The sequence below is a fragment of the Stappia sediminis genome, assembly GCF_009826895.1.
Classification (GTDB): domain Bacteria; phylum Pseudomonadota; class Alphaproteobacteria; order Rhizobiales; family Stappiaceae; genus Hongsoonwoonella; species Hongsoonwoonella sediminis.
The window spans coordinates 1-17016 of record NZ_WUMV01000009.1 but is presented as its reverse complement, the minus strand read 5'-3'; the positions used below and the strand labels follow the sequence as shown (position 1 = coordinate 17016).

The window sequence follows — 17016 nt, the reverse complement described above, 5'->3', positions numbered from 1 at the left end:
AATTAATTCCATTTCAAAAGCGAAAAACAAGGCCGGCTATCGGGCCCTGCCACTCCACGTCAAAGACGAAGCCATTGTTCTCGTAATCCACTTTCTGCCACCGATAGCCAAGCGTACTCGAAATACTGTCCGTGAACCTGTATCCGACACTGCCCATGACATCCGCCATGATGTCAGAGCCCGCTCCGAAACCACCGACATAACCCCAGCCGGTCACGAAGAACCGTTCCGAAAGTTCGGCGGTGCCACGCAGGCCGACCATCGGGTCAACCCAGGTTTCATGGCTATTGACGTTGCGCCCGGCCAGCCCGAAAGGGGGCGGGCCGGCAGAGAGCTTCAACTCCGTATCGGCGGCCCAGAGGCGCGCGCCGGCGGAGATGAACAGGATATTGTTTCCGTTTTCGTAGAGAACGTAGTCGCCAAGGGCAGAGAATACGAGGGTTTTGGAGACGAGCTTGGCGCTTGAGAAAAATATGCCGGCGGTATCCGCGGAGGTGGATATATCATAGTATTGCAAGTCTGCCGAAACGCCGAAACGGCCTTTTCGGGCAGCGCCGACGATCATCCCCGCGAAATTCAAATCTTCCAGAATATCACCAAAGCTCAAGTCAATGCTTGCAGGAGGAGCGGGTGGAAAGGTTGCAACGTCGCCCGAAAGACCCGACGCCCAAAGATAAGGAGCGAAGGTGAAGGTCCACCCCGGGGCAATCTGCTTCTCGGCCGGTGCCGGCTGCGCAATCGGCAAGTCAGCTGCATTGAGCGGCGGGGGGGCAACAATCCCGGCCCAAAAGGCTCCGATCATCACAGGTGCAAAGAACTTTTTCCCAATCGCGGTGATGGACATCGCAATAATCTCTCCGGATATCGACAACTTCAAATCACGATAAGTAAGATTCTCGAATATTGCTGTTACCGCAAAGTCACAATGAGTCAGGGTTCAATCCGTGCGTGAAAATAAGCAGCCACCGGCCCCGCCTGAGTGGTTCAAAATGATTGTCGTCGCCCCATCTCGCCCGGGTGGTTCGCGAAGCGCTGCGATATAAGGTAACAGGCTAACGCTTGGCGTTCCCGGACGGAAATTGCCGTCGGCAAACTCTGCGAGAACGCAGTGGACTTTCTTAAGGGACTTGGACGAAAACCCGTAACTATCGGGCAGTCCATCGGGACCAGGCGGGAGACGCAATGAGGTGTTGCGACACGGCTGGGCGATCTTTCCTTTCCCTCACCGCGACGTACAGCTTCAATATGGCGCCAAAGTTTCCGAAGCAAGGCTGACCCCTGCAGTAAACTCACCACCGGAGCTACACCTCGGACGTCGTGTAAAGAAAGCGGTAGGCGGCGAACAGCACGACAAAAAAATAGGAGATCGGATAAATCCACCTGAGTGTGTAGAGATCGATCCGTTTGGCGAATTCGGTCCGCCCCTTCGCTTCGAGATGACGCAGGGCGACGTTGAAGACAATCATCAACGCCGTGACGATGAACATGGCGATAAGAATAAAATCCAGGAAGGTCATATAGCCGAGGCGAGGCAAATCCCCCGATATCGCAAAGTTGAACGCCACGAATATGAGAAGATTTCCGGCAGCGATATCGATGCGCTTCCTGTAGTCTTCAAGGAAAAACGTCGCCCATGTGACGAAAGCAAAGACAAATAAGGGCAGAAAAATTCGAACAGCATAGTAATCGAGGTGGCGATAGCCGTCAAAACCGAAAGAAAATCTTGAACTGGGCAGTCCGGTGAAGCCTTCATGGACACCAACCTCTGTGTGCACGTCGGTAAGTATCCACTCCTCTTCGCCGAGCAAATCTCCAAGCCGGCTGAAATTCTCGATCGGAACGAACTCCGCATGGCCCGCAGGGCGATTCAACGTGACGTGTATGAAGAATTTTTGCGTATCGAAGGGGAATTTCCTGAAATCAAAATTCGGCGCCTGCATGACCGCAGAAAATTGCTCGAAATAGAAGGCCTTTCCATCGGGCAATACTGCAAAGCCGGCTTGATGAACAAACCGTCGGCGCTGCTGGTTTTGAAACGTGAAGGATGGATAATAAATGCGGTTCTTCTGGGTGAAATCCCAAAAACCTTCGGGCGTGAAAACGCGAAAAAATTGTTCATCCGCTTCGGGCTCGAAGGCGAGTTTTGGATCCTGCCATTCCATTCTCAAAGTACCAACGGCACCGAAGTTTTCCGCCTTCTGGTCCACGAACTCGATTTGGTTGATGCGAATGCCGATAGCTATGCGTATCGGATTTTCCGGCGCGTTCCGTCGTACAAGCGCTTCGAGTTCATCGATGTTCCGAGAGAACGACGGGGTGACCAAGAACAGACCAGTCAAAACTGTGATCAGTCCAAGTAGACAACAAGGTGCACGCATCCCAATCGCCCCGAAAAAGCCTTCGAAGTTAAAGCATAATCACGATCAAGAAAGCAGCAAGCTGGATTTGGATGTTTTCTATCTCTGCAACTGGAAGGAGCAGGAGTGGCCTCGTTTCCGGGCGGAATGCGGTTAATAGTAGTTTTGCGGCCAAATTCGGTTGCGTAACCGTAGTGAACCGTCAAACGATCCGAAAAGGCGGTTTAAAACCAATGCCCTATTGCATATCCTTGTCGCGAAAACCGATCCGGATTTTGCGGGATATGCTTTAGCGGGAAGATGCAACGGCGCAACCGCGTTCAGGACCGTACGTCGTCTTCGGACTCTGCAACGGCCTGTTCGGCGGCCCACGTCCCCGCTGCCTGAACGGCTACTGTCGAAGCGGTGGGAAGCACGCCCAGATAGCTCTCGGTTTCCTCCACAGGAACGGCAGCGCGCTGCGTCATGCGATAAAGCGCATAGAGCGCGATGGCGCCGAAGGTCGCGCCCAGCACCAGCCAGAAGGCGAGCGGTCCGAACTGCTCCATCGCCCAACCGGTGACCAGAGGGCCCAGGATGGCGCCCAGCCCGAAAGTGAAGACGAGCCCGCCGGACGCGGCCGGCATATCTTCGGCCGACAGAAAATCGTTGGTGTAGGCAAGGAACAGGGCATAGAGCGGGGTTGTCACGCCACCAGCGAGAAAAGCGGCTGCCATCATGGGCCACAGACCGCCGCCGGTGATCCATCCCAATGCACAGGACGCCGCGCCGAAACAGGCTGCGCCGAAGATCAGCCTGCGCCGGTCAATCCGGTCGGAAAGCCAGCCGATCGGGTATTGCAGCGTCAGCGCCCCCGCGAACAGCATCGCTATGAAAAGCGCGATACTGTTCGCCGTCATCCCGATCTCGGTCCCGAATACCGCGCCCATGCCGGATTGGGTCGCGTAGATGCCGCCTAGAAGGAAGATTCCGACAGTTCCGAGCGGCGATCCCACGAAGAGTGCGCGCAGGGACATTGAGCGCCCGACTTCGGTTTCCGGGGCTCGGGTAGCGGACAAAAGGATCGGCGCGAAAGACACCGAAACGAGGATCGAGGCACCGATGAACAATACGGAGGTACCCGCATCCCCCAACGTGAGAAGCCCCTGCGCCCCGATGATGCCAAGGGTCTGACAAATCATGTAGGCCGACAGCATCTTGCCGCGCGTCTCGTTCGTCGCCGCGTCGTTCAACCAACTCTCGGCAGCGACGTAGATGCCCGACATGCAAAAGCCGATGAGCACCCGCAGCAGCGTCCAGGCGATGGGGTCTGTCAGCAGCGGAAAGGAAATCAGACCCGCCGACATGAAGCTGCCAAGGGCAGCAAAGACGCGGACATGCCCCACCCGCCGGATCAGCGTAGGCGTGTAACGCGCACCCGACAAAAAGCCCATAAAGTAACCTGAGGTGACGACGGCAAGCTCCGCCGCCGAAAATCCCTCAATCCCGCCGCGCAGGCCGATCAACGTGAAATGCATGCCGTTGCCCAGCATGATGAGGACGATGCCGAGTAGAAGGGCCCAGACGCTGGACAAGACTTGTTTCATTGACCGTCTCTCAAAGCTTTCCGATCATTTCGTCCGGCGGAGCGAGTTGCGCCCGCATCGTTCCAGGATCCGGAAACAGATTCAGTCTTCTCTGCAATGAAACCTCACGCGATCGCGTAGCTCGTTTTTTCGGATCTTCCCCATCGCCATTATGGGCAATTCGCATGGAACGATATTCTAAGGCCGTTGGAAACCTACGAGACACGCGCGAGCGTGCGCCAGCAGTTTCTCTTCCCTGACAGTCGCCCTGATCTCAAATCCCGGAGTTCTCCGGCCAGGCGATCCAAACCGCGGAAGCAGCGAAATCTCCGTTTTGCCAAATATAACGGTGCACCAACTTATCGGCGAAGGATCAATATCATCGCGGACCGTCAACGTCGGTTTGCGTATCACTATCCGACGTCATCGAGCAGAAAGGCGATGTCGGAGAAAGGCTGCATGCGAACGCAGTAGCAATCGAACTCGAGTTTGCCAGCTTGGGCACGAGCAGATCGCCGCTGTCGCCCGTGGCTTTTGCCGTTACTCGCGCATCCGCGCCTTGCGACAGCCAGCGGAATCCTTGCTTGTCTCCGGCCGGGTCGCTCCGATCGCAGAAAAAAATCGGGCGCGGACCGTCCCGAGCGCGCGGACAGGATTCCCGTCCGCCTCCGTCTCGACGAGGTTGAGCGCTCTCTCTCTTGCAGGTTTTGTTCAGAACGTCCGAAGCGAGTTTGGGGAGTTGCGCTTGAATGGATCTGAGATCGACGAAGGCATTCACACTCATGCGGGTTTCTGTCTCCGCGTTGAGGCCGACGTAGATCACGAACGGTAATTCCTCGTTATGGACGGGAAGATCCGCCGGGATCTTCAATACAACGTCGCCAGCGTATCTCGCCGGATCAATACCTACGCCACGTTCAACGGTCGCCTGCACAGCCGCCGTATTAACTGGAGCCGTTTGCAGTGTTTCGTTCCCGCCGCACCCGGTTAAGGCAAAGTGTATGGCGCCGACGGACAGAACCGAGAAGACTCGACGAGATATCATTTCGCGTCTTCCCGCTCCGCTGTCCCCACTTCTTCGTGGTTTGGCCGACTGGCGCTTCAATCAAAGGTCCGCTTGCCAACTCGGTTTGTTATATCTGCCGTCACAATTCGTATTCAAATACATCCTCATTGGATCCGTCCACACCGGTTATTCAGCTGCCTGCCCTTTGGCCGCAGTTGTGCTATTCGACCGGGACTGGAGCACGGCGACCCTACTGGATAACCCGCCCTCTGCAGACTTCGACGCCTGGTCGACCTTGACCGCGATTTGCTGGCTTAGGCTTCAGACCCATAAAATGGCTTTGCAAATCGGTTGAAGTCTGATTCAAGCTCCTGAACAGGAGTTTGTCGATGTCTGATGGGTATTTCTGGCTCAGCGATGAGCAATTTTCAAAGTTGCAGCCGCTTTTGCCAAACGACACGCGTGGCAAGGCCCGTGTCGATGACCGGCGGGTGATCAGCGGGATCATTCATGTCTTGAAGTCGGGCGGCCGCTGGGTCGATGCGCCGGATGTCTATGGACCAAGGAAAACCCTTTAGAACCGCTTTGTCCGTTGGTCCGAGAAGGGTGTCTGGACGAGTATCTTCGATACGCTGCCCCAAACCGGAGGCCCCGTGCTCGAGGTGATGGTCGACAGTACGGCCGTTCGCGCGCACCGGGTCGCCCATGGCGGAAAAGGGGGGCTCAGGCCCATGCCCTGGGCCGAGCTCGTGGTGGCTCGGGAACCAAAATCCACGCCTTGAGCGACAACAAGGGCAGGCCCATTGCCTTCCACCTGACCGGAGCCAATGTCTCGGACTTCACCGGTGCAGAGGCCCTCTTGCCGCTCGTTCCGGCAAACGGCGTTCTGCATGGCGACAAAGGCTACGACAGTGACCGTATCCGCCGGACCGTGGAGGCGCGTGGCTCGCTGCCCAACATCCCGCCCCGCAAAACACGGAAGTGGAAAAACTGTTTCTCGCCATACCTTTACAAGGGCAGAAACGTCATTGAGCGGATGTTCGGCAGGCTCAAAGAGTTCCGCAGGATCGCTACGCGTTACGATCGCAACGCCAGAAACTTTCTGTCGGCGCGCTGCCTCGCTGCAACCGTCTGCTACTGGTTATGAGTCCGAGGCCTAAGGAACTGGTGCGTCGCACCATCCCGTCAGGTTAAGACCCTGAGTATGACGCGAAGCAGGCGCTCACTAGCATGCGCACCTTTGCGATTAACGTGCACTTGCTCGAGCCTGAGCCCGCCGCTGCGGGCTGCGACGATGGAATCGGGATCAGCGCGCCAGATGTGCTGCTGATGCGAGTTGCGGTTGGAGGCGATGCGCTCGAGGCGGCGTCGGTCAGCATCGCTTGACGCGATGGAAATCCCGGTGCGCATACCGCAAATTCGCTTGAGGACCCTTTCAAAGGAATCTCCAACGGGTATTTTCCGTTTCGGCAAATTCACAAACCAATTGGCGACGTCGGTTAGTCGTAAGCAAATTTCCGCTCTCGGCGATAATTCAGGCATCCACAGATCGGTGGCGCAAATGCCTCTCAATGACCGTTCTTGGAAATAAAAATAAGGTGCGATCGCATCACGGAAGTTACCGATGAAAGACTTTGTGAAGATTGGCAGCGGGCAGAATATTCGAAGATAGAAGATTTATAACGCGGGAATAAATAAGGGGCGAATTACGATCTGTAAAATAACTTCATATATTTCAAATAATTACATGATTAAATGGCGGAGGCGGTGGGATTCGAACCCACGAGACGGTCTCCCGCCTGCCGGTTTTCAAGACCGGTGCCTTCAACCACTCGGCCACACCTCCGACGAACCTCGTTTCGGTGTTTCGCGGGTGAATGTCAAGAGCATGCCGCGCAAGCGCCTGGCGCAGCGGTTCGCATCGGGCACAAATAAAAAAGAGCCGCCGATCCGGCAGGTCGAGGCAGGGGCCGGATCAGCGGCAGCGCCGACTTTGCGGCGGAAGGCGCAGGGGCGTGCGCCGAATATTTTTCTACATCCGGAAGAACTCAAAAGATGTGACGTGGATCACTAGGGTCTGGATCGCCCGTTGATCCGGAAGAGCAGGGGATGCGTATCCCGAACATTCTTTCAATGGCCAAACCTATTCGACGGGAGGAGGCGATGGAGCGCGCGGTTCATCCGATTACACGGCTTGCAGGAGTACTCGCCACGTTGATAGCAATTGGGTCACTCGCCCAAGCCGCCATCGCAAACTCCGAGATGACCGGAAGCGAGATAAAGGCGGCGGTTTCAGGCAAGCGGATTTTTTTGAAAACGCCGTTCGGCGGCGAGTTCCCCCTTTATTACAGAGAAAACGGCAAAGTCGACGGCTCGGGAAAGGCCATAGGGCTGGGCCGTTTCATGAAGCCGAGCGATTCCGGGCGCTGGTGGGTTCAAGGAGACAGGCTTTGTCAGCAATGGCGATCCTGGTATGATGGCAAGCGGTTTTGCTTCACTCTGGCGGAGCAGGGCGGGAATACTCTCCTATGGACCCGCGATGACGGATTAAGCGGCCGAGCGAGGATTGGAAAGTGACATATCCGTCACAGTTAAGAAATCATTTACCATGTTGATATCATTATAGTCTCACTGTGGCGTCGTGTGTCTCGACGCGTTGTTCACGATACAGTAAGAGCTTCTGTTGCATCCTCCAGGGTGGCGCCAAATTTTGGGGGCGGCGCTGTCTGACCAGTGGATGTGTCCGGCAGGACATTCGTATGCCGGACCGATCGAAGCGGTTGGCCGGCGGCTTACGATCTGCCCCGTGCAGGCGAGTCAGCCGACAACATGTATCGAGTAGGGCGGCATGAGACCCAAGAAGCAGAACGCATCGCAAGCCTCCAGCACGGCATTCTCCTTCTTCACCACCCCGCGTGGGGCAAGCATAACGGCTACGGCCTTGTTGTGCATTGCTGTTGCCGGCTGTTCATCCGGCCCCGGCGAAAAAAAGGTCAAGTTCAGCTCAGCGAAATACGGCGTTCCCGCGAGCCCCAAGGTGGTGGCTGACGGTAAGCCCGTACCCAAAGGGGGCGGACGCTCGGTGGTCGGCAAGCCGTATAAGGTAGCCGGCAAGTGGTATAAGCCGAAGCGCGATCCGAATTACAAAAAGGTCGGTTATGCTTCATGGTACGGACCGACGTTCCATGGACGGATGACGGCGAATGGCGAGGTATTCGATCGTCATGCGCTGACGGCCGCTCACACCACACTGCCGCTTCCTTCCTATGCACGCGTCACAAACCTGGAAAACGGCCGGTCGGTTACGGTGCGCGTGAACGATCGCGGCCCTTTCCACGGCAATCGCGAGATAGATCTGTCAGAACGCGTGGCGACGATGCTCGATTACAAGAGCAAGGGCGTCGCCAAGGTAAAGGTCGAATATGTCGGCCCGGCGAGGCTGGACGGCAAGGATGAAGAATTCCTGGTCGCGTCATACTCAGGACCGGGCAGCACGACCCCCGGTGGCACTTTGCCTGGTACGTTGCTCGCACAGGCAACGCCTCCGGCGGCCATTCAGGGCGAGGCACCGGTTCCGCAGACCCGGCCTTATGCCGCCTTTGTGTCGGTGGCTTCGGCAAACGTCGCATCACAGAGCATAGACGTGGCGGCATTCGACCCCGCACTCGCCTTCGAAGCGTCGGGCAAGACCGTCCAGGTTGCGTCCGCAAATACTTTCGCTCCTGCCGCTTCACCGGCTCAGCCGTATGATCTGACGCCGCCCGCAGTATCAGCCTACTCGGACGGAACGCCTCATCCTCAACCGGGTATTCTCGGCGTCCTACCAGCGGAAACGTCGAGATTCGAGCGCGGTTCTGCCGTTTCGTCTTACTCTGCCAAAGGACGCATCAGTGCGGCTTATTCTGCCGTATCCGAGATTGGAGGCGGCGTTTCGCTCACCAGGCTTGCCGCGAAGCTCCCGGAATAGTCTGGCAGGTCCGGGCGGTACGCAGCCTTCTTCATTTAATAATTGGGTTTGAAATCCTTGGGATTTTCGCTAACGTCCCTCGCATTGGCAGAACGGACGGTATAAAGTGCGTGCAGGCTCCCGTATCTTATTGATATTTATGACGAGCCTTATGGCTTGTGTATTTTTTCATTCCTCTTCCGGTGCGGAAGAGAACTCAGATAAAATATCCACCTATCTTCTCGATACGACAACCGAAACGCTTCTTTCCTCGACAAATCCCGAGCGCCCGTTCCCGCCCGCTTCGACGGCGAAGTTGATGACAGCCACCGTCGTCTTCACGGCGCTCAATAACGGCGAGCTAAGCCGGGACGATACATTCAAGATCAGCGAACATGCCTGGCGTACGGGCGGTGCTCCGGCCCGCACGTCGACGATGTTCGCCGAACTCGGCAGCGATGTTCCCGTGGAGGATCTTCTTCGCGGCCTCATCGTCCAAAATGCCAATGATGCCGCGATCGCCATTGCTGAAGGCATGGCCGGAAGCGAGGCGAATTTCGCGACCCGGATGAACGATCTCGCCCAGGAAATTGGCATGCGCGGATCGCGTTTTGCCAATCCGACCGGATATGATGTGCAAGGCGCCCGAACCACGGCACGCGATCTTGCCGTTTTGGCGAACTACATCCTCAAGCAGTTCCCGCAGTTCTATTCGTTTTACAGCCTTCCCGAATTTACCTGGAATGACATCTACCAGCGCAATCGCAACCCGATCCTTGGAGAGATCCGCGAACTTGACGGCATGGTGTCGGGCCATAGCGACGCCGACGGCTTCAATGCCGTAGGTTCCGCGGTGCGCGGGGACCGACGGTTCGTGGCGGTTGTGGCGGGCGCACCCAGCGAAAGTGCGCGCATTGACGCGCTGAAAAGCCTTTTTGACAGCGTGGAGAAGGATTTCGAGGAAGTCGTACTATACAAGGCCGGAGAACCTGTGACGGATGCCCGTACATTTGGCGGCACCAAATCCGGTGTGGCGCTTGCCGCGTCAGAGCCGGTACGTGTCCTGCTGCCGCGCGGTGACCGCCACGACTACAAGATCCGCGTCGTCTATCGCGGACCGCTCATCGCACCGGTCCGAAAAGGTTTGGAGGCGGGCGAGCTTCGCATTCTCAAGGACGATGTCGTCACCTACCGTGTTTCCCTTGTCACCATGGACAAGGTGGAAAAGGGTACGATGCGCAACAGGGCGCTTGATTCGGTGACGGAGACGCTTTTCGGCTGGTGGTAGTTTTCCGCTTGGGATCCTGGCGGCAATCCCCTGATGAATCGGCTACACTGGATATGCAGGTGCCGGCTTTTTGCCGATGAGAGGCTGACACCACCTCGACCAAGAGGCAGTAATCCGCGTGACGGGACAATTCATCACCTTCGAAGGGGGCGAGGGCGCCGGCAAATCCACGCAGATTGCCCGGCTGAAGTCCCACCTTGAAAAACTGCGCATACCGGTACTCGTAACGCGCGAACCTGGCGGCTCGCCAGGTGCTGAGGTAGTGCGAAACGTTCTCCTGTCAGGCCGGGCGCGCGCATTTGGCCCGGATACCGAGGCGATGCTGTTTGCCGCAGCGCGAGCCGATCACATGGATTCCGTCATCCTTCCCGCACTTGAACGCGAAGAGTGGGTCCTGTGCGACCGTTTCACGGATTCCACGCGCGTTTATCAGGGGGAGGCGGGGGTCGATCCCGCATTCATCCGTGAACTTGAAACCCTCGCCGTTGCGGGAAGAAAGCCAGACCTCACCATCCTGATCGATGTTCCGCCGAAATTGGGGATGGAGCGGGTTTCATCACGCGGCGCATCCGAGGCGGCGACCGGTGCGCCGGACCGTTTCGAAGAAGACAATCTCGAAGTGCAAAACCGCCGGCAAGCCATGTTTCTTGATCTCGCAAAGGCCGAACCGGATCGTATTGCCGTAGTGAATGGCTCCAATTCCGCCGATGCGGTGGAAGAGGCGATTTGGGGTATCGTGCGTGATCGGCTCGGTCACAGGCTAGACGATGCGACCCGCGTGGTTCCTCTGATCGTCCCCGGCGCACGGGACGGCTAGGTCATGGCTTCACGTCAAAAAGACGTTCCGGCGCTCAGCGAGTGGGATGATATCGAAGGCGTCCCTCATCCGCGCGAAACGACCGGCCTGATCGGTCACAACGAAGCGGAAGCATCTCTGCTCGACGCTTTCCGTTCGGAAAGATTTCACCATGCATGGATTGTCGGTGGGCCGCGAGGAATAGGAAAGGCCACGCTTGCATTCCGCTTCGCGCGTTTCGCGTTCACACACCCTGACCGCTTTTCGCCGGCGGTCATGGAGGCGGGCACGCTTTCCGTCGACCCGAATTCACCGGTCAGCAGGAAGGTGGCAGCGGGGGCTCATCCAGATATCCTGCATTTGCGCCGCCCGCTCAACGAGAAGACGGGCAGATTCCGAACCGAACTGACAGTAGATGAGGTCCGCCGCACGGTATCTTTCTTCGGTTCCACGGCATCCGGCGGAAATTGGCGCGTCTGCATCGTCGACGCCGCGGACGACATGAATGCAAATGCGGCGAATGCACTTCTTAAAATCCTGGAAGAACCGCCACCAAATTCGGTTTTTTTCGTGCTTTCCCATGCGCCGGGGAGGTTGCTTGCGACGATACGCTCCCGCTGCCGCCGCCTGAACCTGAAGCCCCTCGACGCCAGCCTTGTTTCGGCGGGGATCGATAGTCTTGTGCCGGATCACGGTCTCGGTCCGGCGGATCGGGAACTGGTGGCAAGGCTTTCCGGCGGCAGCCTGCGCCGGGCATTGCAGCTGGTGTTGACGGGCGGTCTCGACCTCGCCCGCCTGTTTGATCGTCTCGTCGCCAGCCTTCCGGATATCGATACGGAAGCCTTGCACGGTTTTGCGGATTTCGCCGCGGCAAACGGATCGGACGATGCGTGGACGATGTTCTACGACCTCGTTTCGGAGCATTTGCACGCCCGCCTGCGCGCGGAGGCGGCAAGCGGTGGACAGCGGCTTGTCAGGTGGAGCGAGGTATGGGAAAAGACCAACCGCGCCGTATCGGATGCGGATGCGCTGAACCTTGACAGGAAGCAGGTTATCTTGAGCGTCTTCAGGCAAATGGCCCAAACCGCCCGAATGTGACGGCAAGTTCCGCGAACCTGAAACAGTGCGCCCATCCAGCGCAAACCTTTCTTGAGATGCTTGATCCCCGCCTCGTCGGCCGTGGCACTATCCGCCCCCGCCGATACGGGGTCTCCGACCGAAAAGAAGCCATGACCGCCAAGCCGCCTTTCTACATTACGACTGCGATTTCCTACCCCAACGGAGCACCGCATATCGGCCACGCCTATGAAGCGATCGCGACCGACGCGATCGCCAGGTTCCATCGTCTCGACGGACGCGATGTCTACTTCCTAACCGGGACGGACGAGCACGGCCAGAAAATGCTGCAGACCGCGCGAAAGGAAGGGATCGCCGTTCGGGAGCTGGCAGATCGCAACGCCGAGCGTTTCAGGGAGATGGTTGCAGCTCTGAACTGCTCCAACGATGACTTCATACGCACCAGCGAAGAGCGCCACTATGAGGCCTCTCAGGCGATCTGGACGCGGATGGCGGATAATGGCGATATCTACAAGGATTCCTATAACGGGTGGTATTCGGTGCGTGATGAGGCGTACTACCAGGAAAGCGAGACCGAACTGCGTGACGATGGTGTGCGCTACGGCCCGCAGGGTACGCCGGTCGAGTGGGTGGAAGAGGAAAGCTACTTTTTCCGGCTGTCCGATTATCAGGACAAGCTGCTTGAGCACTATGAGAAACATCCCGAGTTCATTGGTCCGGAGGAACGGCGAAATGAGGTCGTGAGTTTCGTCAAGCGCGGGTTGCGCGACCTTTCGGTATCGCGAACCACATTCGACTGGGGCATCCCGGTGCCGGGCGATGAGAAACACGTCATGTACGTCTGGGTGGATGCGCTTACCAACTACATTACAGGTCTCGGTTTCCCCGATGAGAATGCGCCCAACTGGCGCTATTGGCCGGCAAACCTGCACGTCATCGGCAAGGATATCGTGCGCTTCCACACGGTCTATTGGCCCGCATTCCTGATGTCCGCGGGAATACCGGTGCCCGAGCGTGTGTTCGCGCACGGCTTTCTCTTCAATCGCGGAGAGAAGATGTCGAAATCCGTCGGCAACGTCATTGATCCGTTCGCGCTGGTTGGCCATTACGGGCTCGATCAGGTGCGCTATTTCTTCCTCCGCGAGGTGCCCTTCGGACAAGACGGAAACTACAGCCACGATGCGATCGTGAACCGCATCAACGCCGATCTCGCCAATGATCTTGGCAATCTCGCTCAGCGCTCGCTTTCGATGATCGCCAAGAACTGCGGTGGTGCCTTGCCCGATTGCGGAGAGCTTTCGGACGCGGACACCGCGATGCTGGAACAGGCGGACGCCATGCTTGATGCATGCCGAAATGCGATGAAGACGCAGTCGGTTCACCAGGCGCTTGCGACCGTTTGGGCCTGCGTGGCCGAAGCCAACCGGTATTTCGCGGCCCAGGAGCCGTGGGTGCTCAGGAAAACCGACCCGGCACGCATGGGTACGGTTCTCTATGTAACCGCAGAGGTGATCCGGCAAATCGCGATCCTCGCGCAGCCTGCCATGCCGGAGAGTTCGGCAAGAATCCTCGATATTCTGGCGGTGCCGGAAGATGCTCGCGATTTCGCGAATCTTGGAGTTGAAGGTCGGCTTGAGAGCGGCAAGGACCTTCCAAAGCCCCAGCCTGTGTTTCCGCGCTACGTGGATGAGGAAAAGGTCGAGGGCGAAGCCTGATGCTTGTCGACAGCCACTGCCATCTCGATTTTCCGGATTTCGATGAAGAGCGTGATGAAATCGTAGCCCGGGCCGATGATGCCGGCGTGAAGATCATGGTGACGATTTCCACGCGCATACGCCAATTCGATCGGATTCGCGCGATCGCGGAGCGGTATGACAATGTCTATTGCTCTGTCGGAACTCATCCACATAACGCCGGCGAAGAGCCTGACATTGACGTCGAAGAGATCATCCGCCTCGCGGCGCATCCGAAGGTTGTCGCGATCGGCGAAGCCGGGCTGGATTATTTCTACGACAAGTCCCCGCGCGACCTGCAGGCGGCCGGATTCAGGCGCCACATAGCGGCCGCGCGCGAAACCGGGCTGCCGCTTGTCATTCATTCGCGCGATGCCGACGCGGATATGGCCGCAATCCTGGAGGATGAAATGGGGAAGGGGGCTTTTCCGGCCATTCTTCACTGTTTTTCGTCCGGCCGGGACCTGGCTTTGAAGGGGATCGAGCTTGGGCTGCATGTTTCCTTTTCGGGAATCCTGACGTTCAAGAAGTCTACGGAATTGCGCGAAATCGCCAGCGAACTGCCGCGGGATCGCTTGCTCGTCGAAACCGATGCGCCTTATCTGGCGCCGCAGCCTTGGCGGGGAAAGCGCAACGAACCGGCATATGTCGCTCACACGAACCAGGTGCTTGCCGATTGCCACGGAGTGTCGGCAGAAGAAATGGCGTCTCGGACGACTGCGAATTTCTTCAGGCTGTTTCCCAAGGTTCCTCTTCAGGAGGTTGAATGACGGCGCGGCTGGAATTCACGATCCTCGGCTGCGGTTCGTCGGGTGGCGTCCCGAGGATCGGAAATATCTGGGGTGCTTGCGATCCGGCAGAACCGAGGAACCGCAGGCTTCGTTGCGCATTGCTCGTCCGGCGCATAGCCGAGACGGGCGTCACAACGGTGCTTGTCGACACCGGGCCGGACCTTCGCCAGCAACTCTTGAATGCCCACGTGACGGATCTCGACGCTGTCATCTATACCCACGCGCATGCTGATCACGTGCATGGTATCGATGATCTGCGGGCAATCGCGATTACCCATCGGCGGCGTGTCGACGTCTATTTGGATACGCCTACCTCACTGAAGGTTCATGAAGCCTTTGGATATGTATTCAAGACTCCCGAAGGCTCCAACTATCCGCCGATCCTCAACGAGCATCGCATCGATCAGGATACGGCATTTGTCATAGACGGCGCCGGCGGCGCAATCGAGTTCCAGCCCGTAAAGGTTGGTCACGGCGAAATCGACGCACTGGGATTCAAGGTAAGGAACGTTGTATATCTACCTGATGTTAAAGAAATAACACCGAACGCCGAGCCGCATTTCAGGGACCTTGATATTTGGATCCTTGACGCATTGCGCCATACGCACCACCCAAGCCATTTGTCGCTCTCAGAAGCCTTGGAGTGGATCAAGCATCTGGCTCCGAAGCACGCGATCCTTACGAACATGCATATCGATCTGGATTATCGAACGCTTCGTGCTGAACTGCCTGGAAATATAGAGCCTGCCTACGACGGCCTGACGTTTTCCGTCGATGCGTGACACGCTTTGAGACCGCGCCGGAAGCCCAGAACGCCTACAGAAGAACGGCTGAAACGTTCTGCGATCGCTTATCTGCAGCGATATTCGTCGAGCGAGGAAAACCTCAGGCAGGTATTGGCCCGCAAGGTTATGCGCGCTTCACTTGCGCTGGACCTTAATCCTGATGACTTTCAGTTCATGATCCGGGATACGGTCGAATTCTGCGTTCGCAACGGCCTTGTAGACGATCGGGCTTATGTGGAAACGAAGATCACGAGCCTCCGGCGCCGCGGCAGGTCGACCCGCAGGATCAAGGCGACGCTGAGCGCAAAAGGTGTTTGCAGCGAACTGATCCAGGAAGCGCTGGATGACGATCCGCAAAACGAACTCAATGCGGCAATACGCTATGCGCAGCGCAGGCGTCTGGGGCCTTGGCGGACCAATACGCAGCCGGATCACCGGATGCAGGAGAAGGAAATCGCAGCACTTTGCCGCGCCGGATTTTCCTATTCGCTCGCACAAAGGATAGTTAGCGCGGAGGATATCGAAACGCTGCAGCAGAGCGAAAGCGCCGGATAACCGGCCACGGGCGCGCATGGAAATGGCGCGGAATAGCCAGACGGTCGCAGCGAAAACGACCAATTCCAGTCAAGTCCGCCCATCATTCTCTATGCCCGATAATATTCCATAATATATCTTATGCGAATTTAACGCGCAGGCGCGTGATTTGTCTATCTCATCGGAGGTCCCGCCTATTGCTCGGAGAGCTTTTCGAAGGCTGAAATGCTGCCTGTCATGAAGTTTAAGCCTGTCGACAACGGGACCTTGCCTTTTCATCGAATCTCGATAAACGGAACTTCCGGTACCAATTAACAGGAATCGATTTATGCCGGATTTTCCAACCATCATACTCTTTGCGTCGGCGTCCTTTGTTCTCACGGCTACACCTGGCCCAGACATGCTATTGATAGCTTCTCGCAGCATCAGCCAAGGACGGACTGCCGGCTTTCTGACGTATGGCGGCATTGCTATAGGCACTTATTTACATGCCCTTGCCGCCGCTCTTGGTCTTTCCCAGCTTTTTGCCACTGTGCCCGCCGCTTACGAGATCGTTCGCTGGGCGGGCTGTGCGTATCTGCTTTATCTGGCTTACAAATCCGCCCGCTCACAAGACGCCGCTTTCTCTCCATCTTCAACGCTGAAGCAACTTTCAAGGAAGCGTATTTTCGCGGAAGGTTTAGCAACCAATCTGCTCAACCCGAAAATGGTGCTCTTCGTATTGGCGCTGTTTCCGCAATTTGTGAGCCCAACCAGCGGATCGTTGGCAATCCAGATGTTTGTCCTTGCTTCCATACTGAACGGGATAGGCTTCCTGGTGAATGGGGCAGTGATCCTGCTTGGTGCTCAAATACGTCTTCGTATTGAAAAAATAACCCACTTCCCCAGGCTTCCGCAGTATCTGTTGGCTGCCGTATTCACAGGCTTGGCGTGCCGTCTGGCTTGGGGTGGCAGAAACTAGGCTCAGGACCTATTAATTTGCATTGATCGGTTGGTTGTGATTCAGGGTGGCAAAGGAGTTTGCCATGTCTGATTTGTTTCTGCTCTCGCCGGCCCAGATGTCGAAGATCGAGCCGTTTTTTCCGAGATCGCACGGAGTGCCTCGCGTGGATGACCGGCGGGTCGTTTCGGGCATTGT

15 protein-coding genes, 1 tRNA gene and 2 pseudogenes are annotated in these 17016 nt (G+C 57.1%); 13 read left to right on the top strand and 5 right to left on the bottom strand.

The genetic code is table 11. The annotated features are described in order from the left end of the window. Positions 1 to 13: 13 nt before the first annotated feature. From GR183_RS18570 to GR183_RS18555, 4 genes are all read right to left on the bottom strand, one after another. Positions 14 to 844, bottom strand: coding sequence for a porin family protein (locus GR183_RS18570; RefSeq protein ID WP_160777181.1), 831 nt, complete (start codon positions 842 to 844; stop codon positions 14 to 16). Between the two features lie 457 nt (positions 845 to 1301). Then, a complete protein-coding gene (locus tag GR183_RS18565; RefSeq protein ID WP_160777180.1) occupies positions 1302 to 2378 on the bottom strand; it encodes a ligand-gated ion channel in 1077 nt (358 codons plus the stop codon). 299 nt (positions 2379 to 2677) lie between these two features. Further along, positions 2678 to 3943 (bottom strand): MFS transporter, encoded by a 1266-nt coding sequence (locus GR183_RS18560; RefSeq protein ID WP_160777179.1) that lies wholly within the window; start codon positions 3941 to 3943, stop codon positions 2678 to 2680. Positions 3944 to 4301: 358 nt separating this feature from the next. Next, a complete protein-coding gene (locus tag GR183_RS18555; protein ID WP_160777178.1) occupies positions 4302 to 4967 on the bottom strand; it encodes a hypothetical protein in 666 nt (221 codons plus the stop codon). Between the two features lie 350 nt (positions 4968 to 5317). Between GR183_RS18555 and GR183_RS18550 the strand changes: the two are divergent. Together GR183_RS18550 and GR183_RS18545 are read left to right on the top strand one after the other, a co-directional pair. Further along, positions 5318 to 6075 (top strand): annotated as a pseudogene (locus GR183_RS18550) (IS5 family transposase). Between the two features lie 83 nt (positions 6076 to 6158). Further along, a complete protein-coding gene (locus tag GR183_RS18545; RefSeq protein ID WP_160777177.1) occupies positions 6159 to 6314 on the top strand; it encodes a hypothetical protein in 156 nt (51 codons plus the stop codon). A 370-nt stretch (positions 6315 to 6684) separates the two neighbouring features. Here the strand turns inward: GR183_RS18545 and GR183_RS18540 are convergent. Further along, a tRNA-Ser gene (locus tag GR183_RS18540) sits at positions 6685 to 6774 on the bottom strand. Between the two features lie 263 nt (positions 6775 to 7037). Between GR183_RS18540 and GR183_RS18535 the strand changes: the two genes are divergently transcribed. The 11 genes and pseudogenes from GR183_RS18535 to GR183_RS18485 all read left to right on the top strand — a co-directional run. Then, the gene (locus tag GR183_RS18535; RefSeq protein WP_202396194.1) at positions 7038 to 7505 is read left to right on the top strand and encodes a hypothetical protein; all 468 of its coding nucleotides are present in this window, start codon (positions 7038 to 7040) and stop codon (positions 7503 to 7505) included. 271 nt (positions 7506 to 7776) lie between these two features. After that, positions 7777 to 8895: a septal ring lytic transglycosylase RlpA family protein gene (locus tag GR183_RS18530; RefSeq protein ID WP_160777176.1), complete on the top strand. Its 1119-nt coding sequence runs from the start codon at positions 7777 to 7779 to the stop codon at positions 8893 to 8895. Between the two features lie 139 nt (positions 8896 to 9034). Further along, entirely contained in the window at positions 9035 to 10162 is a 1128-nt protein-coding gene (locus tag GR183_RS18525) for a D-alanyl-D-alanine carboxypeptidase family protein (protein ID WP_312846856.1), read from the top strand. 118 nt (positions 10163 to 10280) lie between these two features. Beyond that, positions 10281 to 10979: a dTMP kinase gene (gene tmk, locus GR183_RS18520; protein ID WP_160777174.1), complete on the top strand. Its 699-nt coding sequence runs from the start codon at positions 10281 to 10283 to the stop codon at positions 10977 to 10979. A gap of 3 nt (positions 10980 to 10982) precedes the next feature. Next, the gene (locus GR183_RS18515) at positions 10983 to 12056 is read left to right on the top strand and encodes a DNA polymerase III subunit delta' (protein WP_160777173.1); all 1074 of its coding nucleotides are present in this window, start codon (positions 10983 to 10985) and stop codon (positions 12054 to 12056) included. Positions 12057 to 12187: 131 nt separating this feature from the next. Next, a complete protein-coding gene (gene metG, locus GR183_RS18510; protein WP_160777172.1) occupies positions 12188 to 13750 on the top strand; it encodes a methionine--tRNA ligase in 1563 nt (520 codons plus the stop codon). Further along, complete coding sequence (locus tag GR183_RS18505; RefSeq protein ID WP_160777171.1) at positions 13750 to 14538, top strand: TatD family hydrolase; 789 nt, start codon at positions 13750 to 13752, stop codon at positions 14536 to 14538. Before metG ends, GR183_RS18505 begins: the two co-directional genes overlap by 1 nt. Before the next feature lie 158 nt (positions 14539 to 14696). Further along, entirely contained in the window at positions 14697 to 15341 is a 645-nt protein-coding gene (locus GR183_RS18500; protein ID WP_376765783.1) for an MBL fold metallo-hydrolase, read from the top strand. A gap of 114 nt (positions 15342 to 15455) precedes the next feature. After that, a complete protein-coding gene (locus GR183_RS18495) occupies positions 15456 to 15899 on the top strand; it encodes a regulatory protein RecX (protein ID WP_208999914.1) in 444 nt (147 codons plus the stop codon). A 307-nt stretch (positions 15900 to 16206) separates the two neighbouring features. Then, complete coding sequence (locus GR183_RS18490; protein ID WP_160777168.1) at positions 16207 to 16839, top strand: LysE family translocator; 633 nt, start codon at positions 16207 to 16209, stop codon at positions 16837 to 16839. Positions 16840 to 16903: 64 nt separating this feature from the next. Next, positions 16904 to 17016: pseudogene (locus tag GR183_RS18485) on the top strand (IS5/IS1182 family transposase); the annotation flags it as partial.